Raw genomic sequence first — 25,508 nt, 5'->3', positions numbered from 1 at the left:
GCATCACGTTCAACGACCCTACAGGCCGAGCATGCGATCGAGCGCGCCCTCCTGGTCGAGTGCGTCGAGATCGTCGAAGCCGCCGACGTGCTCGTCGCCGATGAAGATCTGCGGCACCGTGCGGCGACCGCTACGCTCGATCATCTCGTCGCGCCGCTCGGGCTCGGCGGCGATATCGATTACGGCGAAATCCACGCCCTTGCTCCTGAACAGCCGCTCGGCGGCGGTGCAGAAGGGGCACGTGGGCTTGGTGTACATCACGACTTGCTTGCTCATCGGGTTTGGTTGCTCCTGGTTTGCTGGGTTTGAGGTTTCAGGTTTCAGGTTTCAGGTTTCGGGTTTCAGGTTTCAGGTTTCAGGCGCTCCTGAACCCTGAACCCCTTGTTTTCAAATACACCAATCCGGCTTGGGCAGGCCGCCGTAGCGGCAGGCTTCGCGGACCGGGCCTTCGGGGAACAGCCGGTAGAGTTCACGGCTGCCCCGGCTATCGGGGTGGCGCTTGGGATACTCCGCAACGACCACGCGCATCAGCGGTGGATTGCCGTAGCGAGCCTGGTAGTCGCGCACGAACTCGATCAACCACCAGTGCGCTTCGCCCAGCCGCACGCCGTCGCGCTCGGCCAGGGCCTCGGCGACTTCCGGGAACCACTGTCCGGAATCGACGAGAAAGCCGTCGGCGTCGAGCGAGACCGGCCGGCCGTCCACGAACAATTGGCGGGTCGCGTCGTTCACAGTCTCAGCACTCCTGCCGCATGGCGGCAAACATTCTCGAAGGCTTCGTCGTCGATGGCCGACACGCCGGCCGGAAGCAGGGCCTCGCCCGAGCCGCGCGCGCGAACCTCGGCCAGCTCGAAATCCAAGAGCTGCCGCCAGGGCGCGAATGGCTCCGGCTCGAGGTGCGCCAGCCCTTCCGCCTCGAAGACGACCAGCATCTCGACTTCGAGGGTGGCGCCGGCGAGCACCAGCTCGAGCATCTCGCGGCTGCCCGGTTCCCCGGGCGCTGCCGCGACGACGATCACCCAGGGCTCAGCCTGCATCGGCGACTCCGCAGCAGGTCACCTCACGCGCTTCGAGCGCATGGTTCCAGAATCCGACCAGGCTGGAGAGCATGAACGGGTCGACCGGCGGCTCGTCGTGACGGCGCGACCAGGACCCGCTGCACACCGCCAGCACCACGCCGTGCCAGCTCGCCAGCCGGCGCCATTCGGCGGAGGGCTCCTCGGCGGCGGCATGTTCGACGCCCTCCCCGTGGAAGAACACCAGCAGCCGGTCGCTCTCGTCGCGCCAGGCTTCCGCCCGCCGGAGGGCCTGCAGGCTCTGCTCGCTCCCCGGCGCGGCTCGGATCATCAGGATTCGGTGGTACTGTATGAACTCGTTCAATGGCTGCCCATTCTCGTCGCCGGTGAAACCAAGACCCCTTCAGCCGGTCTGAGTGATCGATGACGCATTTGATTCCCAAGACCCTGCTCGTCGCATTCATTGTAGCCGTGGCCACTACGGCGGGGGCCGATGATTCCGTGCGCCTGCCCGATCTCGGCGGTACCAGCACGCGGATTCTGTCGCCGCAGGAGGCCGAGAGCTTCCCGCACGAGTTCGAGCAATACATGCGCTCCCACGAACTGCTCGTCGAGGATCCGCTGATTCGCGATTATTTCAGCGACATGGGTTTCCGCCTGGTGTCCTACTCGGACAAGTCCGACGACCCCTTCCACTTCTTCGTACTCCGCGACCCCAGCATCAACGCCTTCGCCGCCCCGGCGGGCGTCATCGCCCTGAATTCCGGGCTGATCCTGGCCGCCCACGACGAAAGCGAGGTGGCCGGCGTCGTCGCCCATGAAATCGCGCACGTCACCCAGGATCACCTGGCGCGCGGCCTGGAGAACCAGCAGGAAGTCTCGCTGCCGACCATGCTCGCCGCCCTCGGGCTGGCGATCGCCGCGGGTGCCGCGGGCGCTGAAGGCGACGCCGCCCAGGCGATCCTGATGGGCGGCATGAGCCTGGCCCAGCAGTTCCAGATCAACCACACTCGCCAATCCGAGGCGGAAGCCGACCGGATCGGCATCGCCCTGCTCGCCCGCGGCGGCTACGACGCCCACGGCATGACCCGCTTCTTCGAGCGGCTCAACCAGATCACCCGGGTCATGGGCGAGGGACCTCCGGAACTCCTGCGCACCCATCCGCTGACCATCAACCGGATTGCCGAAGCGCGCACGCGCGCCGAACAGCTCGAGGGCAGCGTGACCCGCGACGGCACCGATTTTCACTACGTCCAGGCGCGACTGCGCGCCATGCTGACCGATTCGGCCGACGCCGAGGCCTGGTTCCGCGCCCGCATCGAACAAGCGTCCAAGCGACCGGAAGCAGCCATGCGCTACGGCCTGGCCATGACCCTGCTCTCCGACCGCCGCCTCGATGACGCCCGCGGGCAGGTCGAGTGGCTGCTCGACAGGGACCCGGACCGGCAGCTCTACCAGCTGCTCGAAGCCGAGCTGCTGGTCGCCGAGGGCCGCGTCGCCGAGAGCCTGGACATCCTCGAGAGCCTGTACCTGCAGTACCCGGGCAACCGCCTCGTCACCACCCAGTACACCCGGACCCTGATGCACGAGCGCGATGCCGAGCGCGCCGAGCGCGCCGCCGAAATCCTGCGCAGCTACCTGCGCGATTACCCCGACGACGTCAACATGACCGAACTCTACGCCCGTGCCGCCGACCGCGCCGGCGACGAGATCCGTGCCGCCGAGGCCCTGGCCGAAAGCTACTACATGCGCGGCGGCATACAGGAAGCCATCGTCCAGCTCGAGCGAATCAACGAACGCGAGGATCTCGACTACTACCAGCGCTCGCGCGTCACCGCCCGTCTGAACCAGTTGCGCGCCGAAAGATTACGCCTTTCTTCCCGTGAACTCGAACGCCAGCCGCTGGGGTTCTCCGACTGAAACGGCACAGCGGCGGGCCGTCAACAAACTGTCATCGTCCGAGCGCTATCGTAGAGGGCTGATCTTTTCAGGGGAAACGTGCATGCCGGCCGAAACCATCGACGGCAAACAGCGGGTCACGCAGCTCGCCGAAGCGCTGGAGCGCTGGTCCTCCGACGATCTCGAAGCGCCCAAGCTGCTGTTCAACCACGAAACCAGCCTGCTGGCCTTTCACCGCCGCGTGCTGGCCCTGGCCCGCGACGAGACGGCACCCCTGCTCGAACGCCTGCGTTTCCTGTGCATTTCCTGCACCAACCTCGACGAGTTCTTCGAGGTGCGCGTGGCTTCCACGCGCCAGCGCATCCGGCACGGCGTCAACCAGCCCGGCGCCGACGGCCTGTCGCCGCAGGGCACCATGGCGGCCATCCGCGAGCGCGTCCTCGAGATGGTCGAAGCGCAGTACCGCGTGCTCGACGAAGAGTTGTTGCCGGCGCTGCGCGAGCAGGGCATCCGGATCATCGCCCGCAATCGTTTCACCCGGCGCCAGCGCCGATGGCTGCACAATCACTTTCGCACCCAGATCCTGCCGGTGCTCAGCCCGCTCGGACTGGACCCGGCGCATCCCTTTCCGCGCATACTCAACAAGAGCCTGAACTTCGCCGTCTCGCTGTCAGGGCGCGACGCGTTCGGACGCAGCAGCGCGATGGCGCTCGTGCGCGCGCCGCGCTCGCTGCCGCGCATCATCCGCATTCCGAAAAGCTATTCGGCCGGCCCCGACGACTTCGTCTTCCTGTCCTCGATCGTCCATGAGTTCATCGACGAGCTGTTCCCCGGCATGGAAGTGCTCGGCAGCTACCAGTTCCGGGTGACCCGCAACAGCGAACTGCTGGTCGACGAGGAAGAGGTCGAGGACCTCGCGCGGGCCCTGGAAGGCGAACTCATGGAACGCGGTTTCGCGGAAGCGGTCCGGCTCGAGGTGGCGGCCGGCTGCCCGGAACACGTCGTCAACCTGCTGGCGAGCAAGTTCGGGGTGGACCTCGACGACGTCTACCACTGCAACGGCCCGGTCAACCTCAACCGGATGGTCGCCGTCTACGACCTGGCCGACCGGCCGGACCTGAAGTTTCCGCCCTTCAATCCGCACATCCCGCGTTCGCTGGGGCCGGGCAGCGACCTGTTCGCGAGCATCCGGCGGTGCGACCACGTGCTGCACCATCCCTACGACAGCTTCCAGCCGGTGCTCGACCTGGCGCGGCAGGCCGCCCGGGATCCCCAGGTGCTGGCGATCAAGCAGACCCTCTACCGCACGGGCGTGGATTCGATGCTGGCCGACCTGCTTATCGAGGCCGCCCGCAACGGCAAGGACGTAACCGTCGTCGTCGAGCTGCGGGCGCGATTCGACGAAGAAGCCAACATCAGCCTGGCCACGCGCATGCAGGAAGCCGGCGTGCAGGTCGTCTACGGGGTGGTCGGTCACAAGGCGCACGCCAAGATGATGCTGATCGTGCGGCGCGAGGGGCGACGCCTGCGTCGCTATGTTCATCTGGGCACGGGCAACTACCATCAGGGTACAGCCAAGGCCTACACCGACTGGGGCATGCTCAGCGCCGACCCTGTCATCGCCCAGGACGTCCACCGCGTCTTCCAGCTGCTGTCCGGCTACGGCCGCGCCCAGCCGCTCAAGCGCCTGGTGCAGTCGCCCTTCGATCTGCACGACTTCATCCTCGGCCGTATCGAACGCGAGGCCGAACTGGCCCGCGCCGGCAAGCCGGGCCTGATCATGGCCAAGATGAACGGACTGACCGAGGCCGGCGTCATCCGCGCGCTCTACGCGGCCTCGCGGGCGGGGGTGAGGATACGTCTGGTGGTGCGCGGCAGTTGCTGCCTGCGGCCCGGCATTCCCGGCCTTTCGGAGAATATCCGGGTTCGTTCGGTGCTGGGCCGATTCCTGGAGCATTCGAGGGTTTATCATTTCGGCAACGACGGCGACCCGGAAACCTGGGCCTCCAGCGCCGACTGGATGGGGCGCAACCTGTTCCAGCGGGTGGAAGTCTGCTTTCCCATCGACGACCCGGAGGCAGCCGAGCGCGTGCGGCACGACAGCATCGACCTGGTGTTCCGCGAGGACGTGCAGGCATGGGAACTGGACGGTCAGGGGCAGTGGCGGCTGGTCCGATCGAACAACGCCAAACTTCATGTGCAGGAACTGCTGATGCAGCAAGCGACGGATGGCTGACACCCCCACGCACCACGCCGCGATCGACCTGGGCAGCAACAGCTTCCACATGGTCGTGGCCCACCACGACGGCCACCAGCTGCGTATCGTCGATCGCATCAAGGACATGGTCCGGCTGGCCGGCGGCATCGATCGCGCCGGTCGCCTCGATCCGGCCGTGCGGGAGCGGGCACTGGCTTCGCTGTCGCGCTTCGGCCAGCGCATTGCCGGAATCCCTCAGGCGCAGGTTCGCGCGGTTGGAACTCAGAGCTTCAGGCGACTGGCCCACCCGGCGGCCTTCCTGGTCGTGGCCGAAACCGCCCTGGGCTGCCCCATCGACGTCATCAGCGGCAGCGAGGAAGCCCGGCTGGTCTATCTGGGCGTGCATCAGGGCACACCGGTCGGCGAAGGACGCAGCCTGATCATCGACATCGGCGGCGGCTCCACGGAACTGGCCATCGGCGCGGACGACGAGCCGGAACTGACCGAAACCGTGCCGGCCGGATGCGTCTCGGTGACCGATGCCCATTTCGGGCGCGGCAAGATCACCGCCGCGCGCTTCGAACGCGCCGTGGAAGCCGTCGAGGATCGACTGGTCGAGCTCGTCCGGCCCTGCCGGAAGCTGGGTTGGCAACGTGTGATCGGCTCCTCGGGCACCATGCGCGCGATCGCCTCGATGGCAGCCGGGGGCGAGGATGGAGCACGCCGCTTCTCCCGCGCCGACCTCGAGCGCCTGCGGGAGTCGGTCATCGCCGCCGGCCACGTCGATCGAATCGACCTGCCGGGGCTCTCGGCGCGGCGCCGACCGGTGATCGTCGGCGGCCTGGCCGTCCTCGAGGCGCTGGCCAGAGCGCTGGATCTGTCCGATTTCGAGGTCTCCCAGTCGGCGCTGCGCGAAGGGCTGTTGCACGACCTGATCGGGCGGCTCCATCACGCCGACCCGCGTGCCCGGAGCGTGGCGGGGCTGGCCGATCGATTCGGCAGCGACCCCGACCAGATTGCCCGGGTCCACGACTGGGTCCAGGCGGCTTTCGACCAGGTGGCCGAAGGCTGGCAACTGGGCGAGGATCATCGCGACCTGCTGCTGTGGGCCGTTCAGCTCCACGAAGTCGGGCGGGCCGTCAATCATCATCACCACCACAAGCACGGTGGCTACCTGGTGGCCAACGCCGACATGCCGGGCTTCACTCGTCCGGAACAGCGCTTCATGGCCGCACTCATCGCCCTCCAGCGCGGCAAGGTCGACACCGAAGTTCTCGACTGGGTGCCGCAGCGAATGACCCCGGCCCTCGAGCGTCTCGGCGCCCTGCTGCGCATCGTCGTCACCCTGGCGCGCCCGCGCAGCGACGGCGCGATGCCCGATTTCGTCCTGACGCCCGGCAAGGACGGCCTCGTCCTCGGCCTGCCGCCGGGCTGGCTCGGAGCGCATCCCCTGAGCGCGCGCAGCCTCGAGTACCAGCAACGCAAGCTCGGCAAGCTCGAACTGAAGCTGCAGATCGAGGAAATGAGCGGCACCGGACGGGCGCAGGGATGAACACCTGGCGACCGAGTGCATCCCCCGGCACGCTGAGACGCCGCGCCGAACTGCTCGCTCGCGTGCGAGCCTTCTTCGCCGAGCGCGGCGTGATCGAGGTGCAGACGCCGCTGCTGACGGCCTCGGGCGTGACCGACGTGCATATCGAAAGCATCGCGACCGAATCACCCGGGGGCTGGCTGCGCACCTCGCCGGAGTATTGCCACAAGCGGCTGCTGGCCGCCGGTTTCGGCGACCTCTACGAACTCGGGCCGGTCTTCCGCCGCGGCGAAGCCGGCCGCAACCACCAGCCGGAATTCACCCTGCTGGAGTGGTACCGCGTCGGCTGGGGATGGCGACAGCTGGCCGGTGAGGTCGTCGATCTGCTCCAGCATTGCCTGGCGGCCGAAAACGACGACTGGCCGGTTCGCTGGCTGGCCTGGAAAGACGGTTTCGTCGATGTGCTGGGCGTCGACGCCCTCGCGGCCGACACGCCGGAACTGGCGGCGCTCGCCGACGATGCGCCGCCCGGGCTGGATCGCGATTCCCTGCTGGACTGGCTTTTTGCCACCCGCATCCAGCCCGGCTTCGCCGCCGGCACCATTACCGTGGTCCACGACTACCCGGCCAGCCAGGCCGCGCTGGCCCGGATCGATGCCGACGACCCTCGTGTCGCCGAGCGCTTCGAAGTCTTCACCGGGTCGACGGAGCTCGCCAATGGCTACCACGAGCTGACCGACCCGACCGAGCAGCGCCTGCGCTTCGAGCGCGACAACCGGCTACGCCGGGAACGCGGTCTCGCCGAAATGCCCTCCGACGAGTTCCTGCTCGACGCCCTCGCCGCCGGCATGCCCGATTGCTCCGGCGTGGCGCTGGGCTTCGACCGGCTCCTGATGAGCGTGCTGGACGCGGCTTCTATCGAGGCGGTGGTGTCATTCGCGCATCCGCCGTCGCCCTGAGCGGCCAGCGCCAGCGCTCGGCCAGTCGCCCCGACCATAGCGACACCCGATCGGCGAATCCCATGTCATTGGGCCGGTACATTCGCGCGATCACCGCGCCATCGACTTCGCGCTTGTCGCGGGAGGCCGTGGTCAGCACGAGCCGGACGGCGTCCGGCAGGGGCCCGTCGAGCCGCACGGGCTCCAGCCAGGCCGGAAGGGCCGGAAGCAGCCCACCATCGGTGTCCCGGACGCCGGCCAACCAGGCATGCAGGAATTCTCCCGACTCCGTTTCGATGCGCCAGAGCGTGATCGGCCGGCTTCTCGCGACGACGAAGGCATCGACGGGCTCGCGGGAATCCGATGGCAGGAAACGTCGCTCGATGCGGCCCGGGCCGGCCTCTGCCAGCACCTCGTCGACGCGGTCCGGCCAGGCCTCGAGCAGGACTTGCCGGGCCGGCACGGCGAGAACGACGACGATCAGCGCCAGAAGCACCGCGCCGCCCCCCGACCGACGCAGCACAAGCGACAGCAGGCGTGGCATCATATGCCAGAATATAGCACGTTGATCACGATCCATTGCCCGGCTCCGCGGGGGACATCAAGTCAGGAGCTTGGGGTGCCGAAACACAAGCCGGAGCATGCATGGAGAACGCAATTCGGGTTCGACCCGCCCGCAGTTCGGAAGTAGCCACCCTCGCCAAGCTGGTCAAGTCGCGCCTCCCCGACATGATGTCGCACGTCAGGCGCACCGACAGCGTCGAAACGCATCTGGCGGAGTTGGTCCCCGACCAGGCATTGCTGGTGGCCACGCACGGCAGCCGCCTGGCCGGTCTGGGTGCGCTCGACCTCGACCATCGCCGCATCCTGGCCTGCTATCTCGATCCCGAGGTGGCCTCGCCCGACACGCCGCGGCGCCTGTTCGAATCGCTGGAGCGTCACGCGCTCCGCTTCGGTATTCGCCGGCTCAATGGCGTCGCGCGCAAGCGGGTGGCCGGCTTCATGCGCTCGCTCGGCTATGAGTGCCGCCCCGATCCGGATGACGAGAACAACATCCTGATCGTTCGCGACCTGCTCGAACTGGCCGACGACAAGACGCGGGAGATCTTCCGCCTTTGCGACGAGCTCGGCGTGCCCGAAGACTACGGCGTGGCGCACCGGATGCCGCTGGTCACCGAAGCTGAAGGAATGACCTCGGCCGGCCGCGACATCTTCGAGCGCGAGCAGCGCCTGATTCCCGACGCCGCGGACGCCTTCAAACGCATGCGCGAAGCGGCCCTGACATCGAACATCGAGATCCGGCTGGTGTCCGGATTCCGCGCCATCGCCTACCAGGCCAATCTGTTCAGCCGCAAGCTCGACCAGGGCCATTCGATGAAGGAAATTCTCGAAGTCTCGGCTCCGCCGGGATACAGCGAACACCACAGCGGCCGGGCCATCGACGTCACGACGCGGGGCGTGAAGCCGCTGGAGGAGGATTTCGCCCGCACTGATGCCTACCAGTGGCTGCTGGGCAACGCGCGGATCTTCGGCTTCCGGGAATCGTATCCACGCCACAACCGCCACCGGATCTCGTGGGAGCCGTGGCACTGGTACTTCAAGAGATAGACCGGTTCACTTCCTGATCCTGTCCCAGGCGTCCAGCGCCCGGCGACGTGTGGCTTTCAGATCCACGATGGGTTGCGGATAGCCGAGTGACTCGGCCTCCCCGGCCGACAGGGGCTGATGAATGCGTCCGGGTTCTCGCCCGGCCAGTTCCGGGCACCAGCGCCTGAGGTACTCGCCTTCGGGATCGAACTTCTCACCCTGCAGCACCGGGTTGAAGACCCGGAAATACGGTGCGGCATCCGCGCCGCAGCCGGCCGTCCATTGCCAGCCCTGGGTGTTGTTGGCGAGGTCGGCGTCGACCAGGGTGTCCCAGAACCAGCCTGCGCCCTCCTGCCAGGGCACCAGCAGGTTCTTGGTCAGGAAGGACGCCACGATCATGCGCACGCGGTTGTGCATCCAGCCCGTCTCCCAAAGCTGGCGCATGCCGGCATCGACCATGGGTATGCCCGTCCGGCCCCGTTGCCAGGCGGACAGGTCGTCGGCATAGTCGCCCGGCTTCCGCCAGGGGAAAGCACGAAAGGCCTGCTTGAGCGATTCATCGGGCGTGTCCGGAAAATGCCAGAGCAGGTGGTGGGAGAACTCACGCCAGGCCAGCTCGCTGGCGAAGACCATGCGCCCCTTGCCTGCCGGCAACTCGCCCGACGGCTCGAGGGCGCGCAGGATCTGGCCCGGTGAGACTTCCCCGAAATGCAGGTGCGGCGAAAGGCCGGACGTTCCCGGGCGGTCGGGACGGTTGCGCTGGTCGTGATAGGCGGCGGCAGCGTCCGTGAAGCCGTCGAGACGGCGACGGGCGCCGAGTTCGCCCGGCGCCCAGTGCGCGGCCAGCTTCTCCGGCCAGTCGTGATCGGGCAGCAACGCCAGGTCGTCGAGGTCCAGGCTGGCGGGCCACCGGCCCGGCGGCGCCAGTTCGCGCGGCTCCGGGGAATGCGGCGGCGGCTGCCAGTGCCTCTGGAGGTGCTTCCAGAACGGCGTGAACACGAGGTAGGGATCGCCGTCGGCCTTGACCCCGTTCCAGGGCTCGACCAGCAGCGATCCGTTGAAGCTCTTCGTCTCCCAGCCGTCGTCCCGCAGTCGCTGCTTGATCCGCCGGTCGCGCCCGACCACGGCAGGCTCATAGACGCGATTCCAGTAGACGGCGCCGGCGCCGGTGACCTGCCGGATTCGTTCGAACGCTTCGAGCGGGTCGCCGCCGGCCAGGATCAGGCGGCTGCCGCGATCGCGCAGGCGTTCGTCGAGTTCTCCGAGTGACCGGTGCAGCCACCAGCGGCCGGCCGCGCCGGGCGACCAGGGTGACTCCGTTGCGGGATCGAAAACGAACAGCGGCACGACGCACTCGTGATGCCGGCGCGCGTGGTCGAGAGCGGGATTGTCCGCCAGGCGAAGATCCCGGCGGAACCAGACGATGGCGGTGTCGGTCATGGGTGCGATTGTCGCACCCCGGGCATCAAGACCCGGTCACCCCGAGCGGCGCCGTTGCATTCTCGCGGCATCCGAGCGGCGCGACTCGAGCTCCTCGAGGTAGCCCTCGTCCAGGCCGGTGACGTACTCGCCGCTGAAGCAGGAACTGTCGAAACCGGTCAGCCGCTGGTTCTTGCCGCGCACCGCCTTCTCCAGGGCCTCGAGATCCTGGTAGATCAGGCGATCGGCGCCGATCACCCGACAGATTTCTTCCTCGCTGCGGCCGGAGGCCACCAGTTCGCTCGCCGCGGGCATGTCGATGCCGTAGACGTTGGGGTAGCGCACCGGCGGCGAGGCGGAGGCCAGGTAGACCTTTTTCGCGCCGGCCTCGCGCGCCATCTGGATGATCTGCTTGGACGTGGTGCCGCGCACGATGGAGTCGTCGACCAGCAGCACGTTCTTGTTGCGGAACTCCAGGGAGATGGCGTTGAGCTTGCGCCGAACCGAGCGCACCCTGGCCTCCTGCCCGGGCATGATGAAAGTCCGCCCGATGTAGCGGTTCTTGATCAGGCCCTCGCGGTACTTGACGCCCAGCTGGTGGGCCAGCGGCAGGCAGGCCGTTCGGCTGGTGTCGGGCACCGGGATGACCACGTCGATGTCGTGATCCGGCCACTCCTGCAGGATCTTCTCCGCCAGCGCCTCGCCCATGCGCAGCCGGGCCTTGTAGACCGACAGGTCGTCGATCATCGAGTCCGGCCGGGCGAAGTAGACGTACTCGAACATGCACGGCGTGTAGGACGCCGCATGGTCGCTGACCTTGCGGTGGAGCTCGCCGTCGAGGGTGATGAAGACGCACTCGCCGGGCGCGATATCGGAAATCAGCTCGAAGCCCAGGATGTCGAGGACCACCGACTCGGAGGCAACGATGTACTCCGGGCCTTCGGGCGCCTCGCGCCGGCCGACCACGGCCGGGCGGATGCCGTTGGGATCGCGGAAGGCCACCAGGCCGACGCCGGCGATCAGCGCCACGGCGGCGTACCCGCCCCGGCAGCGCTGGTAGACGCCGTCGACGGCGGCGAAGATGTCTTCCGGATGCAGACCGTCGCGCGTGCGACCGGCCAGCTCGTGGGCGAGCACGTTGAGCAGCACCTCCGAGTCGGACTCGGTATTGATGTGGCGACGATCCTCGACGAAGAGTTCGCGGCTGAGCCGCTCACTGTTGATCAGGTTGCCGTTGTGTCCCAGCGCGATGCCGCAGGGAGAGTTCACGTACATCGGCTGCGCCTCGTCCGGCTGGTCGCAGCCGGCCGTGGGATAGCGCACGTGGCCGATGCCGACCTCGCCGGTCAGGCCGGTGACGGCTTCCTCCGAGAAGACGTCGCGCACCAGCCCCAGACCCTTGGCCGAGCGCATCCGCCCGTCGTCGAGCGTGGTAATGCCGGCGGCGTCCTGGCCGCGGTGCTGCAGGATGGTCATGGCGTCATAGAGCCGGGCCGCTACCGGTGAGCGCCCCACGATTCCGACGATTCCGCACATGTCAGGCGTCAGCCTCCGTAATGACAGTTTCGGTGCCTACCTGCTCGGGCAGGTAGGCCTGAATGGATTCGGGAAAGAAGCCGACCAGCCAGGTCGCCATTCGTTCCATCTCGGGCAGCAGGGCCGACTGCTGCCACCACGGGTCTTTCACGAAGGGCGTGAAGCCGGCGATGATGACCGCCGCGAGCACGATGGCCAGGCCGCGCAGGGCCCCGAACAACGCCCCGAACAGTCGGTCCGTCCCGCTCAGGCCCGTGCCGTCGACGAGCTTTCCCAGAAGGTAGTTGATCAGCCCGCCGACGACGAGCACGACCAGGAACACGCCCACGAAGGCGATGATGACGCGCACCGAGGGCACCTCGATGACGCCCTCGAGCTGCACGGCCAGCGGACCGGCCGCCTGCAGGGCGGCATACACCGCGGCAATCCAGACCAGCAGGGAAAAGACCTCGCGGATGAAACCGCGAAACAGGCTGACCACCATCGACAGCAGGATGATGCCGACAATGGCGTAGTCGGCCCAGTTCATGGATGGGAAACCACGATGCCTTCCAGGCCCTGTTCGTTGCGCAAGGTCTCGAGCAGGCGTTCAGCGTCGGCGCGCTGTTCGTAGCCGCCCACGCGAACGCGCCAGATCGTTCGACCGCCGGTCTCCTCGCCGTACATGAAGGCGTCGAAGCCGGCGCCGTTCAGTTGACTGACGAGACGTTCGGCGTTGTTGTGGCTGGCGAAGGAGCCCACCTGCACGGCCAGGCCGTGTCGATCCTCGGCCGAGCCGCCGCCGGACAGTTCGCGGGTGACCGGATCGACGCCGGCAACGGTCGCCGCGATCTGGCCGCGCGCCTGTTCGGCCGTGGCCTCGTCGGCGTAAGGGCCTGTGCGCAGTCGGAAGAGCTCGGCCTGGTCGCGGATCAGTACGTCCATGGAAACACGGTGCCCAAGGTCGGACAGCCGCTGGCGGATCTGGTTGGCCGTGTCGCGGCTGCTGAAAACCGCCACCTGGACGACCCAGCGACCCTCGACGGCATCCATGGCGGGCGCGCTCGATGTCTCGTCCGGCGTCTCCCGGGGGGTTTCGGGCTGTGCCCGCGTGTCCGCTTCCGCCGACGGTTCGACGGCTTCGGGCTCAACGGCATCGGGTTCCGGCGCCGCTTCCGGCTGGGCATCCGAACGAGCCGACGTGCTGTCGCCGGTGGCCGCAACCTCATCTTCTTGCGCCGGCTGCTCGCGGGCGGGCCGCTCGACGCGCGACTCCCCGGATTCGGCTTCGACGGGCTGCGGCTCGGGCTGCCTCGCGGCCGGCTCGGGGCGTGACGACTCGGGCGGTTGCGCCTGGCTCTCGTCCGGCGGCCGCCGCGCCTGCTCGGGATCGAGCGCCAGGCGGCGCACCTGGCGATCTCCCGACTCTCGCTCGGGGACGTCGATGACCAGCTCGCGCTGCTCCGCGGCGTCGTCCTCGCCGCCTTCGAACAGCATGGGCAGGAAAATCACCGCCAGGGCGATGAGGATGCTGGCGCCGACCAGACGCTGCTTTAGAACCTTGTCCATAATCTCAAGGGCTTGAAGCCAGTTCGGGCCACGCTTCGGCCACCGTCAGGAAGGAACCGAACACGACCACCCGGTCGTGCGGACCGCTGTCGGCCAGCGCGTGCTGCAGCGCGGCAGGTACGGATTCTACCGTTTCCACGGTGCCGGAAACAGGCGCCTGGCAGAGTTCTTGCGCAATCGACTCGGCCGGCCGCGCCCGATCGCCCGCCAGGGGCGCGACAATCCAGCGCGTGAAGCAGGCATCGAGCGCCCGCCCGATGCCGGCAACGTCCTTGCCGGCCAGGGCGCTGAAAACCGCCGTGCTGGCGGCTTCCGGGGCGCCCAGGGCTGAAGCCAGCGCCGCGGCGGCGGCCGGGTTGTGGGCCACATCGAGGAGCACCGCCGGTGCATTCCGGATCAACTGGAAACGTCCCGGCAGGCGCACGTCGCGCAGGCCGGCCGCCAGAGCGGTCTCGTCGATCGGGAGTCGGTCAGCGAGCTCGAGCAGCGCGATAACCGCGCAGGCCGCGTTGGTCCGCTGCCAGGCGCCGGCCAGGGCCGGCAGGGGCAGGATCAGCCGGCGGCCGGCATGGGTGATCCGCAGTTCTTCGACCGGGGCATCCGCCGCCAGCGCCTCGAGCGCGGAGATCGGCCGGGCGCCGATCGAATCGAGCGTTTCGGCGAGCGAGTCGGGCGGTTCGGGTTCGCCGACGACGGCGGGCCGGCCGGCGCGCGCCACGCCGGCCTTCTCGCGGGCAATGTGCTCGCGCGTCGGTCCGAGGAACTCGGCGTGGTCGATGCCGATGGAGGTGATGACGGCAACGTCGGCATCGAGGACGTTGACCGCGTCGAGCCGACCGCCGAGGCCGACTTCCAGCACCAGCGCATCCACGCCGGCGTCGAAGGCCAGGCGGAAAGCGGCCAGGGTGGTGTGCTCGAAATAGGTCAGGTCGACGTCCCCGCGGGCCCGCTCCACCTCGTCGAGTGCGGCCACGATCTCGGCCTCGTCGGCCTCGCGTCCGCCGATGCGCATGCGTTCGGAAAACCGGAGGATATGCGGCGAACTGTAGGCCAGCGGGCGGTAGCCGCCGGCAAGAAGCATGGACTCGATCATGGCCACGACCGATCCCTTGCCGTTGGTGCCGGCGACCGTGATCACCGGCACGCACAGCTCGGCGTCCATTCGGCGCCACACTTCGCGCACGCGGTCGAGGCCGAGTTCGATGCGCGACGCCGGGGCGCGCCGTTCGAGTCGCGCCAGCCAGGCGGCCAGCGGCGACGGGTTCGGGTTGGAGGATTCGCTCAAGGCCGGGCCGGAAGGCTTGTGCCGGCTAGCTGTCTTCGTCGACCAGTTCGCCCTCGCGGGCTTCCTGGCTGCGGCGCGGGGCCATGAGCATGGTCAGCAGTCCGTGGACGCGCTGGCGCAGTTCGCGCCGGTCCACGATCTGGTCGATGGCGCCCTTCTCGAGCAGGAATTCGGAGCGCTGGAAGCCTTCCGGCAGTTTCTCGCGCACCGTCTGCTCGATCACGCGCGGACCGGCGAAGCCGATCAGCGCGTTGGGCTCGGCCAGGTTGATGTCGCCGAGCATGCCCAGGCTGGCGGAGACGCCGCCGGTGGTCGGATGCGTGAGCACCACGATGTAGGGCAGCCCCTCCTCGGCCATGCGCGCCAGGGCGGCGGAAGTCTTGGCCATCTGCATGAGCGAAAACAGCCCTTCCTGCATGCGCGCGCCGCCGGACGCAGCGAAGCACACCAGCGGCAGGCCGCGCTCGATGCAATCCTGGGCGGCCAGGGCGAACCGCTCGCCGACCACCGAGCCCATCGAGCCGCCCATGAAGCGGAAATCGAAGGCGCAGGCGTTGAGCTCCATTTCCAGCAGCTTGCCGCGCAGCGCCACCAGGGCGTCCTTTTCGCCGGTGGCCTTCTGGCTGGCCACGAGGCGGTCACGGTATTTCTTGGTGTCCTTGAACTTGAGGACGTCGACCGGGGCAAGCTCGGCGCCGATCTCGACGTGGTCTCCCTCGTCGAGGAAGGCCTCCAGCCGGGCACGGCCGGTCAGCGTCATGTGGTGGTCGCACTTGGGGCAGACGTTGAGATTGCGCTCCAGCTCCGGGCGGTAGAGCACGGCGTCGCAGGACTTGCATTTGGTCCAGAGACCGTCGGGCACCTTGCGGCTCTTGCTCGCACCTTCGGTGCGAATCCGGGAGGGCATCAGTTTCTGGAACCAGCTCATGTCAGGCGCTCACCACGTCATTTTGCGAAGAGGCGGTATTGTCCATGGCCTGACGGATCGGGGCAAGGTAGTCGCGTGCGGTCTCGACCGCGGCCGCGGCCGAGTCGGCCCGGCCCAGGCGCTCGACCAGCGCCGAGCCGATCACGACGGCGTCGGCGCTTTCGGCCGCCGCGGCGGCGTGCTCGGGCGTGCGGATGCCGAAACCCACGGCAATAGGCACGCCCGCGGCGGCCCGGATCCGTTCGATCGCCGGCGCGAGCGAGGCGGTGTCGAGATTGGCCGCCCCGGTGACGCCCTTGATCGTGACGTAGTAGAGGAACCCGCCGGCCAACTCGGCCGCGCGCTTGAGCCGCGCGTCGGTCGTGGTCGGCGCCACCAGGAAGATCTGGTGCAGATCGCGGCGGGCCAGTTCGGCACGCATGTCCGCGGCCTCGTCGGCCGGGCAGTCGACGATCAGCAGGCCGTCCACGCCGGCGGCCGCGGCCTCTTCGCAGAAACGCGCCACGCCGCGTCGCTCGATGGGGTTGGCGTAGCCCATCAGGATGATCGGCGTGTCGGCATCCCGGCGCCGGAACTCGGCGACCATGGCCAGCACCTGGTCGAGGCCCGTGCCCTGTTCGAGTGCGCGGGCGCAGGCTTCCTGGATGACCGGGCCGTCGGCCATGACGTCCGAAAACGGCATGCCCACTTCGAGCAGGTCCGCGCCCGCCTCGACGGCGGCATGCAGCACCGGCACGGTGGCATCCGGACCGGGATAGCCGGCCGTCACGTAGGGGATCAGCGCCCGGCGATGGGTCCGGCGCAGCTGTTCGAATCTCGCGTCGATGCGGTTCAAAGCGTCATTCCCTCCAGTTCGGCCACGGTGTTGATGTCCTTGTCGCCCCGACCGGAGAGGTTGACCAGGACGATCTCGTCGGGATCGCGCTCGGCGGCCAGCTTCATGCCGTAGGCGATGGCGTGTGCCGACTCGAGCGCCGGCATGATGCCCTCGCTTCGAGTGAGCTCGTGGAAGGCCGCCAGGGCTTCTTCGTCGTCGATGCCGACGTACTGCGCCCGGCCGGAGTCCTTCAGCCAGGCGTGCTCGGGCCCGACACCCGGGTAGTCCAGGCCGGCCGAAACCGAGTGGGTGTCGATGATCTGTCCGGCGTCGTCGTCGAGCAGGTAGGTGCGCGAGCCGTGCAGCACCCCGATGCGCCCGGCACACAGGCTGGCGGCGTGCTCGTGGCCCGAAAGCCCGCGGCCGGCCGCCTCGACGCCGAACATGGCCACGTCGGTGTCGTCGATGAAGGGGTGGAAGAGCCCGATGGCGTTCGACCCGCCGCCGACGCAGGCCACCAGGGCCTCGGGAAGCTTGCCGTACTCGTCGAGCATCTGTCGGCGCGCTTCGCGCCCGACCACGGCGTTGAAGTCGCGGACCATGGCCGGATACGGGTGCGGACCGGCCACCGTGCCAAGGACGTAGAAGGTGTCGTCGACGTTGGTGACCCAGTCGCGCATGGCCTCGTTGAGCGCGTCCTTGAGCGTCTTCGAACCGGCCTCGACGCTGACCACCTCGGCGCCGAGCAGCTTCATGCGAAAGACGTTGACCGACTGGCGCTTGACGTCTTCCGAGCCCATGTAGACCACGCACTTCATGCCCAGGCGGGCCGCCACCGTGGCCGTGGCCACACCGTGCTGGCCGGCACCGGTTTCGGCAATCACGCGCTGCTTGCCCATGGCCTGGGCGAGCAACGCCTGGCCGACCGTGTTGTTGACCTTGTGCGCACCGGTGTGGTTGAGATCCTCGCGCTTGAGCACGATCTTCGCGCCGCTCATCTTGCGCGTGAGGTTCTCGGCGAAATACAGGGGCGAAGGGCGGCCGACGAAGTGCTCCAGGTCCGAGTCGAGCCGCGCCATGAAGGTCTCATCGGCGATGTATTTGCGCCAGGCAGCTTCGAGCTCTTCCAGCGCCGCCATCAGGGTCTCGGAGACGAAGCGCCCGCCGAACACGCCGAAATGGCCGCCGGCGTCGGGCAGTTGGGTCGGAATCGCTGTTTTCTCGGCTGCTTCAGCCATGTTTCACCGCCTTCATAAAGTCACGAATCAGCTTATCACTCTTCACGCCGGGGCGAACTTCCACCCCGCTGGAGACGTCCACCGCATCGGGCGAGAGCTGTCGGCAGGCCGCACCCACATTGTCGGGGTTCAGCCCCCCGGCCAACACCCAGGGACGGGCCACACGAGGCGCCCTGGACCAGTCGAAAGTCTCGCCGCTGCCGCCGGCCTGCCCGGGCGCGTGGGCGTCGAGCAGGAGCGCATCGGCCTGGTCGTAATCCGCCGGGTCGTCCGGAAGATCGCCACCCATGGCAAGCGCCTTCATCCACGGCCGGCCGAACTGTCGGCAGAAATCCTGCGATTCGCGTCCGTGGAACTGCAACCAGTCCAGCGGCACACCCTCGAGCGTGCTCCGGACCGTCTCGGCCGAAGCGTCCATGAACAGGCCGACCCGCGTCACGAACGGCGGCAGCACCCGGCAGATGCTCCGCGCAAGCTCATGGTCGATGTAGCGGGAGCTGCGCTCGGCAAATACCAGTCCGATGGCATCGGCGCCCGCATGGGCCGCCGCCAGAGCGTCTTCCCGACGGGTGATGCCGCAGATCTTTACGCGAATCATTGTCCTGGTGCCCGGTGAACCGCTGGTGGATTACTGGTCGTCGCGAGGCGGAAAATCGATCTCGTCCCGGACCGGCAATTGCGGGTGATCGGGATAGGTCGGCGCCACGAAATACAGTCCTTCGGCGGGCGCCGTCGGCCCCGCCACCGTGCGATCGGCGGCGGCCAGCACCCGGCCCGGCCATTCGACCGGCTTCTCGCCCTTGCCGACCAGAATCAAGGTCCCGGCGACGTTTCGGACCATATGGTAGACGAAGGCGTTGGCCTCGATGTCAATGATCACCTCGCTGCCCCGGCGAGTGACCGACAGGTCATGGATTCGTCGCACCGGCGATTTCGCCTGGCATCCGACCGCGCGGAAGCTCGAGAAATCGTGTTCTCCCAGGAGCGCCTGGGCGGCCTCGTGCATGCGTTCGGCATCGAGCGGCTGGCGGATCCAGGCGACGCGGCCGCGGTCGATGGCCGGCCGTACCCAGCGATTGAGCATGCGGTAGCGATAGCGCCGACGCGTGGCCGAGAAGCGGGCGTGGAATTCGTCGTCGACGGGGCGTACCCACAGCACCGAAATGCCGGGATGCAGGTTGGAGTTGCTGCCGAGCACCCAGGAGCGCTCGCGACGCTCGGCCTGCGTGTCGAAATGGACGACCTGGCAATGCGCGTGCACCCCGGTGTCCGTGCGGCCGGCGCAATACACCGCGACCGGGTGGTCGGCCACCCGGCCCAGGGCATTTTCGAGACAGGCCTGCACGGTCGGCGACTGGCGCTGCGTCTGCCAGCCATAGAAACCGCTGCCGTCGTACTCGATCCCGGCGGCGAGTCGCATCAATGGACCGGCTGGATCACACCATGCTGTCGAGGAGTTTCTTGGCCTCGGCGCGCTTCCCCTCGCTGCCGTCGCTGATGACTTCCTCGAGCACGGTACGCGCGGAATCACCCAGGTCGACCGAGATGTAGGCCCGCGCGAGGTCGAGCTTGACGTCGGCGTCCTCGTCGCTGAGCGAGCCGCCCGCGGCCGGCGCTTCGGTTTCTTCGGACGGTTCCTCGGGCTCCTCGATTTCCAGCGACCCGGGTTCTTCTTCCGGCTCGTCCGCTTCACCCGGTTCGATGGCCTCCTCGGGCTCGGCCTCGGCCGTCTCGCCCAGGTCGAAGTCCAGTCCGGCATCGGGGGACTCGGCTTCGGATTCGACATCCTCGACATCCGAACTCAGTTCCAGGTCGAGATCCTCCGCGTCGCGGGTTCCCGCCTCGCCGAAGACTTCGTCGGCTTCCTGCTCGCGCGAGACGTCGAGGTCCAGGTCGGGCTGGGGAGCGGACTCATCCTCGATGTCCACGGGCGCCTCGGAATGCTCTTCGGGCTCATCCTCGGTGGCGTCGCCCACGCTGTACTCGTCCAGCTCCTTGAACGAACCGAAATCGGCATCGTCCTCGTCGTTGTCGAGCGACTTGTCGCGACCCGGCTCCTTCGAGGGGTCGTCAAGCCGTTCGGAAAGCACCGCGAGGTCCATGTCCTCGTCGAAAGTGTCCTCGCGCGAATCCTTCTCGCGCTCGGGGGCCTCGAAGCCTTCCTCCTCGTCTTCGCCGAGGTCGAAGGTATCGTCCTCGCTCCTGGCTTCCGAAGTGAACTCGGGCTCGCCTGCGGATCCCGACTCGTCGACATCGAGCATGCCCAGCATCTCGTCGGCGCGGCGATCGAAATCGTCGTCGATGGACGTCTCGTGCGGCGTCAGCAGCGGATGGTCGGGCACGTGCGCCGCGGCGAGGGACAGGGCTTCCTGCCACTCGGCTGCGGATTCGTCGTCGACCTCCTGATACATCTGGTCGAAGGCGTCGGTGAATTCCTGCTCGCGACCCTGGTCGGCCAGCATCTTCAGCAGCGCCAGGTGCGCGGCGAGGTCCTCCGGATTGCGGGCGACTGCGGCGCGCGCCGAATCGACCGCATCGGCGGCGGCCAGCGATTCCTCGCCCGGCTCGGCGGCTTCGCGGCGGCGGCGTACCCACCAGAGCCCGGCCGCGACCAGCAGCACCAGCAGCAACAGGCCGACGACGGGCCACAGCCATCCGGGCATGCCGCCCGAATCGGTGCGGGTCACGGTCATCGGGCGCGACGCTTCTTCCTGCGCGTCCGTTTCCGCGGCCGCCTGCTCTGTCGACTCTTCGGCAGCCGCCATGTCGCCGGACTCGTCGCCGGCACCCGTCGCGGTTTCGTCCGTTTCACCCGCCGGGTCGGCGCCTTGGGCCTCTCCGGCGGCGCCTTCGTCCGCCATGGCCATGTCCTCGTCACCGGCCGCGGTTTCGTCGCCGTCCTGGGTGCCGAACTCTTCCTCGAGCTGGGTCATGTAGTCGGCGATCTCGTCGCCTTCCTCGCTGTCGGTCGCGGACTCGCCGCCGGCGGCCTGGGCCATCCGCTCCTGCTCGGCGCGCGCTTCGCGGGCCTCGCGCAGGCGGGTCTCGAGTTCGGCCAGCGATTCCTCGGCCACGGCCAGGCCGGCCATGTCGCGCTGCTCGAGCGCGTCGCGAATCTCATCGGCATGCTCGTCGAAGGCCTGGCTGTCGAGGCCCTCGGAGGCAATCTCTTCTTCGACGTCGGCGAGCTGGTCGCTGACGCGCTCGATATCGGCCTCGGCCACGGCCGAGCTTTCCGAGTACTGGTCCTCCTCGGGCGGAACCACGTCGAGCCGATAGTCCTCCTCGCTCTGTGCGGTTTCCGTTTCCGTCTCTGCCTCCTCCTGCTCGGGAGAGGCCGACGCCTCGGGCATGCCCGCGTCCGACACGACCGGCACATCCTCGGCCACGCCCGGCTGCCAGGAACGCATGTGCTCGCGCACCCGGCGCTGCGCCTCGGCGCGATCGACCGACCGGACTTCGTCTACACCGGGCATGTCCAGCCGGGCATCGCTGAGCAGACGGTTGATGTTCTCGCCCTGGAAAGCATTGCGGTTGCGATTGAAGATGGCCAGCATCACCTGGTCCATGCTCAGGTTCTGGTCGGGCCGCCAATCCTGCGCGATGCTCCAGAGCGTGTCGCCGCGCGCGACGGTCACCGTGTCGGCACCGCGCGAGGCGGGTGCGGGCGCGGCTTCTTCGCGGGCCGGGCGGGAAGGCTCCTGGGCGGGACGGGGCGCCGGCTCGGCGGCCTGCTCACGCGGACGGCGCTCGGGCTCGGCCGGGGCGGGCTGCCGCTGCGGCTCCGGTTCGGATTCGACAGGCCGGCTGACCTCGCGCGCCGGTGCGGCGGATTCCATCACCGGCGGGTCGAGAAACAGGGTGTACTCGCGCAGGACGCGCCCGCTGGACCAGCGCGCGTCGATCAGGATCTGGACGATGGGGTCGTTGACGGGGCGCTGCGAGCGCACGCGAACGATCGGCGGCTGCGCCTGACGGTCGACGGTGACTTCCAGCCCCAGGCCCAGCGACTGGCTGGGTACCCCGAGGCGCTCGAAGTCCTCCAGCGACGCGGGCCCCACGCTGACGGACTCGATGGCTTGTGACTCGATTTCGAGCAGGCGGATGGAGACATCCAGCGGCTGACCCAACCAGGAATCGACGCGGGCCTCCCCGAGCCCCAGCGCCCGAAGTCCGTCGGCGGGGAAGAGCAGGACGAGTGCCCCCAGCAGGACTGGTGTGATCAGTCGAACAGCATTGTTGGCCATGAGCGCCGATTCCCTCTAATGCTTGAACAAAATTATTTCAATTCAAGCGAGTATACCAATGTGTTCACACAATGCGAAAGCGCCGCAACGTGGCGGCGCTTACGAGGTGTTTCACCGAAAGACTCGGATCGGGCGATTACCGGCGCCCGATCAGATATTCGGCGATCTGGATGGCATTCAGCGCCGCGCCCTTGCGGACGTTGTCGGCGACGACCCAGAAATCCAGCCCCTGCGGATGGCTGAGATCGCGCCGGATGCGGCTGACGAAAGTCTCGTCGTGCCCGCTGGCGTGGGTCAGCGGGGTGAGGATCTCGGGCTCGTCGATCACCTTCACGCCCGGCGCGTTGCGCAGCAGCTCGCGGGCCTCGTCGACTTCCAGCGGCTTGACCGTCTCCAGGTGCACCGCCTCGCCGTGGCCGAAGAACACCGGCACGCGCACGGCCGTGGCATTGACGGCAATCTCTTCGGAATCGAGGATGCGACGCGTCTCGTTGTGCATCTTCATCTCTTCCTTGGTGTAGCCGTTGTCCTGCAGCTTGTCGATCATCGGGATCACGTTGAAGGCGATCGGCGCGTTGAGCGCCTTGACTTCGGGATCGATGAAGTTGAAGCGATCCTTGCTCTGCTGGGCCAGCTCTTCCATGGCCGAGTGACCGGCGCCGGACACCGACTGGTAGGTGGCCACGTTGATGCGCGCCACGCCGGCGGCGCGATGGATCGGCGCGACGGCCAGCAGCATCTGGATGGTCGAGCAGTTGGGGTTGGCGATGATGCCGCCGTCGGTGCCGAAATCGTCCAGCACCTCGGCGTTCACTTCCGGCACGACCAGCGGCACGTCCGGGTCGAGGCGGAAGTGCGAGGTGTTGTCGATCACCGTGCAACCGGCCTTGGCCGCCCGCGGCGCGTGCTCGGCCGAGACGCTGCCGCCGGCCGAGAACAGCGCGTAGTCCCAGCCGCTGAAATCGAATTCGGACAGATCCTGGACGGTCACGGACTTGCCCTTGAACTGAACCTGCTTGCCGGCCGAACGGCTGGAGGCCAGCACCGCCAGCTCGCTGATCGGAAACTCGCGTTCGGCCAGCAGTTCCAGCATGACCTGTCCAACCGCACCGGTCGCACCGGCGACGGCTACTCGATAACCTTGCTTTGCTTCGCTCATGATGATTGTCTGTCTTGATTGAATTAAGAAAATGTCCACAGATGAACACAGATAAACACAGATTTATCTTGCCGGGAGTACCTCCGGCAACAGTAGGCGCCTGAACTGCAATCCCTTGGCGCCACTGGCGATGGGAGCCGGTGGTTTCTTTATACGTTCTTATCTGTGTTGATCTGTGTTCATCTGTGGACAATCAGATTTTGAATTTGATCTTGAATCAGCCGGGAATGCGCGGCGTCTGCTCGCCCACGTCGCCGCACTGGGCGCGGTGGAGCAAGACGTGATCCATGATCACCAGGGCCAGCATGGCCTCGACGATCGGCACGGCGCGAATCCCGACACAAGGGTCATGGCGTCCGGTGGTCACGATTTCAACCGGACCACCGTGAATATCCACGGTTTTTCCCGGCAGACGAAGGGATGAGGTGGGTTTGAAGGCGACGGCACACTCCACCGGCTGGCCGGTGGAAATCCCGCCCAGCACCCCGCCGGCGTGGTTGGACTCGAAGCCCTCCGGCGTGATCTCGTCGCGGTGCTCGGTGCCCTTCTGGGCAACAGACCGGAAGCCGGCGCCGATCTCCACGCCCTTGGTCGCATTGATGCTCATCATCGCCGCGGCCAGGTCGCCGTCGAGCTTGGCGTAGACGGGCGCGCCCAGGCCCACGGGCACGCCGGTGGCCCGCGCCTTCACCAGCGCCCCGACCGAGTCGCCCGATTTCCAGAGCCTCTTCATGTAGTCCTCGAGCGCCTCGATCCGCGAGGCGTCGGGACAGAAGAACGGATTGGTGTCGATCACCGCCGGATCGAAGCGCTCGTCGCAGACCTCCTCGCCGATCTGACCCAGCCAGCCGGTGATCTCGACCCCGAACTTCTCGCGCAGCCACTTCTTCGCCAGCGCGCCTGCCGCGACCCGCATCGCCGTCTCGCGCGCCGAAGACCGCCCACCGCCGCGATAGTCGCGAATCCCGTACTTGTGATGATACGTGTAGTCCGCGTGCCCCGGCCGGAACTGATTCGCGATCTTCGAATAGTCCTTCGACTTCGCATCGGTGTTGTAGATCAGCAGCGCGATCGGCGAGCCGGTCGTTTTCCCCTCGAACACGCCCGAGAGGATCTGAACGTCCTCGGCTTCCTTGCGCTGCGAAGTCCACCGACTCTGCCCCGTCGCGCGGCGCATCAGCTCGGCCCGAATCTCCTCCGGAGTGATCGCCATGCCGGGCGGAAAGCCGTCGAGCACGCAGCCGATCGCCGGGCCGTGGCTTTCGCCGAAGGTGGTCAGAGTCAGGATGTGGCCGAAGGAATTGGCAGGCATCGGGCGAACGCAAATTTAGTGACGTAGGAGCGGGCAACGATTTTAGCCGACTTCGACTCCATCGCGCTCAGCGAGCCCGAATTCACTCAGACCACACGCCATTATCTGCCTCGGGGCGCAAGCCTGGGTCGGAAACGGAGCTACGCGGCAGGTCGAAGCAAGGTGCTGCCCATCGTTCCAAAGGAGCCTGCAACCGAGCTTGCGGGAGCGGCTTAATCTGGGCTGCTGGAGACCCCGAATGTCGGGTAATTACTCAACTTGTACAGCCGGAGTCAGCCCCAGGTGCCCAACTCTGCCCTCTGAACAGCAAATCGCGCCTGGCACAAAGCCTATTTCAGATGATCCGGCAGGCCCAGCCCTCTCGGTCAGAGTCAAAACAGTTGGAAGAAGCTAGATGTCCTCGCCCCCCATCATCGCCCATTCCTTTGTACTATTCGTTCGCATAGCGCCGGGAAAATTAGGAACCATTGACAGTAACTCAATGTAAAAAACAGGAACCACGTAAGGCTAACCGCCCAAAGCAGTGGAAGGTCAGGATCAAAATATACAGAAGTTACCATTACAATGAAAAGCCCTAAAACACTGATTGGAGCGCCAATAATCACCACTATAATTAAGAGCGCGATTTCCCTTTCATGATCATACTGACCATCAAATCCCAACACACACCACGCCAAAACCAAAAGCCAGGCAATAACAAATAAAAGCCGAGCGCGGCGACTTAAAAGCACAGAACGCGCCTTCGACATAAAGGAACTACTCATGGGAACAACACCGCCGTATCCCTAAAGACGAGCCTGTCCCGATTTCTGTGTAACCGCCCATCCTCATAGGTGATCGGTAATCCGATC

23 protein-coding genes are annotated in these 25,508 nt (G+C 67.2%); 5 read left to right on the top strand and 18 right to left on the bottom strand.

Annotated features, from left to right (window positions below; genetic code table 11):
* Nucleotides 1–18: 18 nt before the first annotated feature.
* The 4 genes from grxC to DZC52_RS09630 form a co-directional block, all read right to left on the bottom strand.
* Nucleotides 19–276 carry a glutaredoxin 3 gene (gene grxC / locus DZC52_RS09640; RefSeq protein ID WP_116650937.1) on the bottom strand — a complete coding sequence of 86 codons (258 nt, stop codon included), beginning with the start codon at nt 274–276 and terminating at the stop codon, nt 19–21.
* A 111-nt stretch (nt 277–387) separates the two neighbouring features.
* Entirely contained in the window at nt 388–732 is a 345-nt protein-coding gene (locus DZC52_RS15530; protein WP_181918882.1) for a TusE/DsrC/DsvC family sulfur relay protein, read from the bottom strand.
* A complete protein-coding gene (locus DZC52_RS15525) occupies nt 729–1,037 on the bottom strand; it encodes a hypothetical protein (protein WP_181918881.1) in 309 nt (102 codons plus the stop codon). Before DZC52_RS15525 ends, DZC52_RS15530 begins: the two co-directional genes overlap by 4 nt.
* Nucleotides 1,027–1,380, bottom strand: coding sequence for a DsrE family protein (locus DZC52_RS09630; protein WP_116650935.1), 354 nt, complete (start codon nt 1,378–1,380; stop codon nt 1,027–1,029). Before DZC52_RS09630 ends, DZC52_RS15525 begins: the two co-directional genes overlap by 11 nt.
* A 59-nt stretch (nt 1,381–1,439) precedes the next feature.
* Here DZC52_RS09630 and DZC52_RS09625 point away from each other — a divergent pair, with 59 nt between their 5' ends.
* The 4 genes from DZC52_RS09625 to epmA all read left to right on the top strand — a co-directional run bounded on the left by DZC52_RS09625 (nt 1,440) and on the right by epmA (nt 7,602).
* The gene (locus tag DZC52_RS09625) at nt 1,440–2,936 is read left to right on the top strand and encodes a M48 family metalloprotease (protein WP_116650934.1); all 1,497 of its coding nucleotides are present in this window, start codon (nt 1,440–1,442) and stop codon (nt 2,934–2,936) included.
* Between the two features lie 82 nt (nt 2,937–3,018).
* A complete protein-coding gene (gene ppk1, locus DZC52_RS09620; RefSeq protein WP_116650933.1) occupies nt 3,019–5,151 on the top strand; it encodes a polyphosphate kinase 1 in 2,133 nt (710 codons plus the stop codon).
* Entirely contained in the window at nt 5,144–6,664 is a 1,521-nt protein-coding gene (locus DZC52_RS09615; protein ID WP_116650932.1) for a Ppx/GppA phosphatase family protein, read from the top strand. The genes ppk1 and DZC52_RS09615 overlap by 8 nt, the downstream gene beginning before the upstream one ends.
* On the top strand, nt 6,661–7,602 hold the full coding sequence (gene epmA / locus DZC52_RS09610) for an EF-P lysine aminoacylase EpmA (RefSeq protein ID WP_116650931.1): 942 nt from the start codon (nt 6,661–6,663) through the stop codon (nt 7,600–7,602). The genes DZC52_RS09615 and epmA overlap by 4 nt, the downstream gene beginning before the upstream one ends.
* Here epmA and DZC52_RS09605 read toward each other — a convergent pair.
* Complete coding sequence (locus DZC52_RS09605; protein WP_116650930.1) at nt 7,559–8,128, bottom strand: hypothetical protein; 570 nt, start codon at nt 8,126–8,128, stop codon at nt 7,559–7,561. The genes epmA and DZC52_RS09605 overlap by 44 nt on opposite strands.
* Nucleotides 8,129–8,226: 98 nt before the next feature.
* Here DZC52_RS09605 and DZC52_RS09600 point away from each other — a divergent pair, with 98 nt between their 5' ends.
* Nucleotides 8,227–9,189, top strand: a complete 963-nt coding sequence (locus DZC52_RS09600) for a D-alanyl-D-alanine carboxypeptidase family protein (protein ID WP_116650929.1) — start codon at nt 8,227–8,229, stop codon at nt 9,187–9,189.
* A gap of 6 nt (nt 9,190–9,195) precedes the next feature.
* On the opposite strand, the gene DZC52_RS09595 is transcribed toward DZC52_RS09600, so the two are convergent.
* The 13 genes from DZC52_RS09595 to aroC form a co-directional block, all read right to left on the bottom strand.
* A complete protein-coding gene (locus DZC52_RS09595; RefSeq protein WP_116650928.1) occupies nt 9,196–10,608 on the bottom strand; it encodes a cryptochrome/photolyase family protein in 1,413 nt (470 codons plus the stop codon).
* A gap of 36 nt (nt 10,609–10,644) precedes the next feature.
* Nucleotides 10,645–12,123, bottom strand: coding sequence for an amidophosphoribosyltransferase (purF, locus tag DZC52_RS09590; RefSeq protein ID WP_116650927.1), 1,479 nt, complete (start codon nt 12,121–12,123; stop codon nt 10,645–10,647).
* Nucleotide 12,124: 1 nt separating this feature from the next.
* Complete coding sequence (locus tag DZC52_RS09585) at nt 12,125–12,652, bottom strand: CvpA family protein (protein ID WP_116650926.1); 528 nt, start codon at nt 12,650–12,652, stop codon at nt 12,125–12,127.
* On the bottom strand, nt 12,649–13,671 hold the full coding sequence (locus tag DZC52_RS09580) for an SPOR domain-containing protein (protein WP_116650925.1): 1,023 nt from the start codon (nt 13,669–13,671) through the stop codon (nt 12,649–12,651). Before DZC52_RS09580 ends, DZC52_RS09585 begins: the two co-directional genes overlap by 4 nt.
* Before the next feature lie 4 nt (nt 13,672–13,675).
* On the bottom strand, nt 13,676–14,956 hold the full coding sequence (folC, locus tag DZC52_RS09575) for a bifunctional tetrahydrofolate synthase/dihydrofolate synthase (protein WP_116650924.1): 1,281 nt from the start codon (nt 14,954–14,956) through the stop codon (nt 13,676–13,678).
* Between the two features lie 25 nt (nt 14,957–14,981).
* Nucleotides 14,982–15,884, bottom strand: coding sequence for an acetyl-CoA carboxylase, carboxyltransferase subunit beta (gene accD / locus DZC52_RS09570; protein ID WP_116650923.1), 903 nt, complete (start codon nt 15,882–15,884; stop codon nt 14,982–14,984).
* Between the two features lies 1 nt (nt 15,885).
* Entirely contained in the window at nt 15,886–16,719 is an 834-nt protein-coding gene (gene trpA / locus DZC52_RS09565; RefSeq protein WP_116650922.1) for a tryptophan synthase subunit alpha, read from the bottom strand.
* The gene (gene trpB / locus DZC52_RS09560) at nt 16,716–17,939 is read right to left on the bottom strand and encodes a tryptophan synthase subunit beta (RefSeq protein ID WP_116650921.1); all 1,224 of its coding nucleotides are present in this window, start codon (nt 17,937–17,939) and stop codon (nt 16,716–16,718) included. Before trpB ends, trpA begins: the two co-directional genes overlap by 4 nt.
* A complete protein-coding gene (locus DZC52_RS09555; RefSeq protein ID WP_116650920.1) occupies nt 17,932–18,537 on the bottom strand; it encodes a phosphoribosylanthranilate isomerase in 606 nt (201 codons plus the stop codon). The genes trpB and DZC52_RS09555 overlap by 8 nt, the downstream gene beginning before the upstream one ends.
* A gap of 30 nt (nt 18,538–18,567) precedes the next feature.
* A complete protein-coding gene (gene truA / locus DZC52_RS09550) occupies nt 18,568–19,359 on the bottom strand; it encodes a tRNA pseudouridine(38-40) synthase TruA (RefSeq protein WP_116650919.1) in 792 nt (263 codons plus the stop codon).
* Nucleotides 19,360–19,375: 16 nt separating this feature from the next.
* Nucleotides 19,376–22,186: a FimV/HubP family polar landmark protein gene (locus DZC52_RS09545; protein WP_116650918.1), complete on the bottom strand. Its 2,811-nt coding sequence runs from the start codon at nt 22,184–22,186 to the stop codon at nt 19,376–19,378.
* Nucleotides 22,187–22,322: 136 nt separating this feature from the next.
* The gene (locus DZC52_RS09540) at nt 22,323–23,345 is read right to left on the bottom strand and encodes an aspartate-semialdehyde dehydrogenase (protein ID WP_116650917.1); all 1,023 of its coding nucleotides are present in this window, start codon (nt 23,343–23,345) and stop codon (nt 22,323–22,325) included.
* A 217-nt stretch (nt 23,346–23,562) separates the two neighbouring features.
* Nucleotides 23,563–24,657 carry a chorismate synthase gene (aroC, locus tag DZC52_RS09535; protein WP_116650916.1) on the bottom strand — a complete coding sequence of 365 codons (1,095 nt, stop codon included), beginning with the start codon at nt 24,655–24,657 and terminating at the stop codon, nt 23,563–23,565.
* Between the last annotated feature and the right edge of the window lie 851 nt (nt 24,658–25,508).

The organism is Wenzhouxiangella sediminis (genome assembly GCF_003410055.1).
Classification (GTDB): domain Bacteria; phylum Pseudomonadota; class Gammaproteobacteria; order Xanthomonadales; family Wenzhouxiangellaceae; genus Wenzhouxiangella; species Wenzhouxiangella sediminis.
The sequence above is the reverse complement of the archived record's forward strand: the minus strand, read 5'-3'. Positions and strand labels throughout refer to the sequence as shown.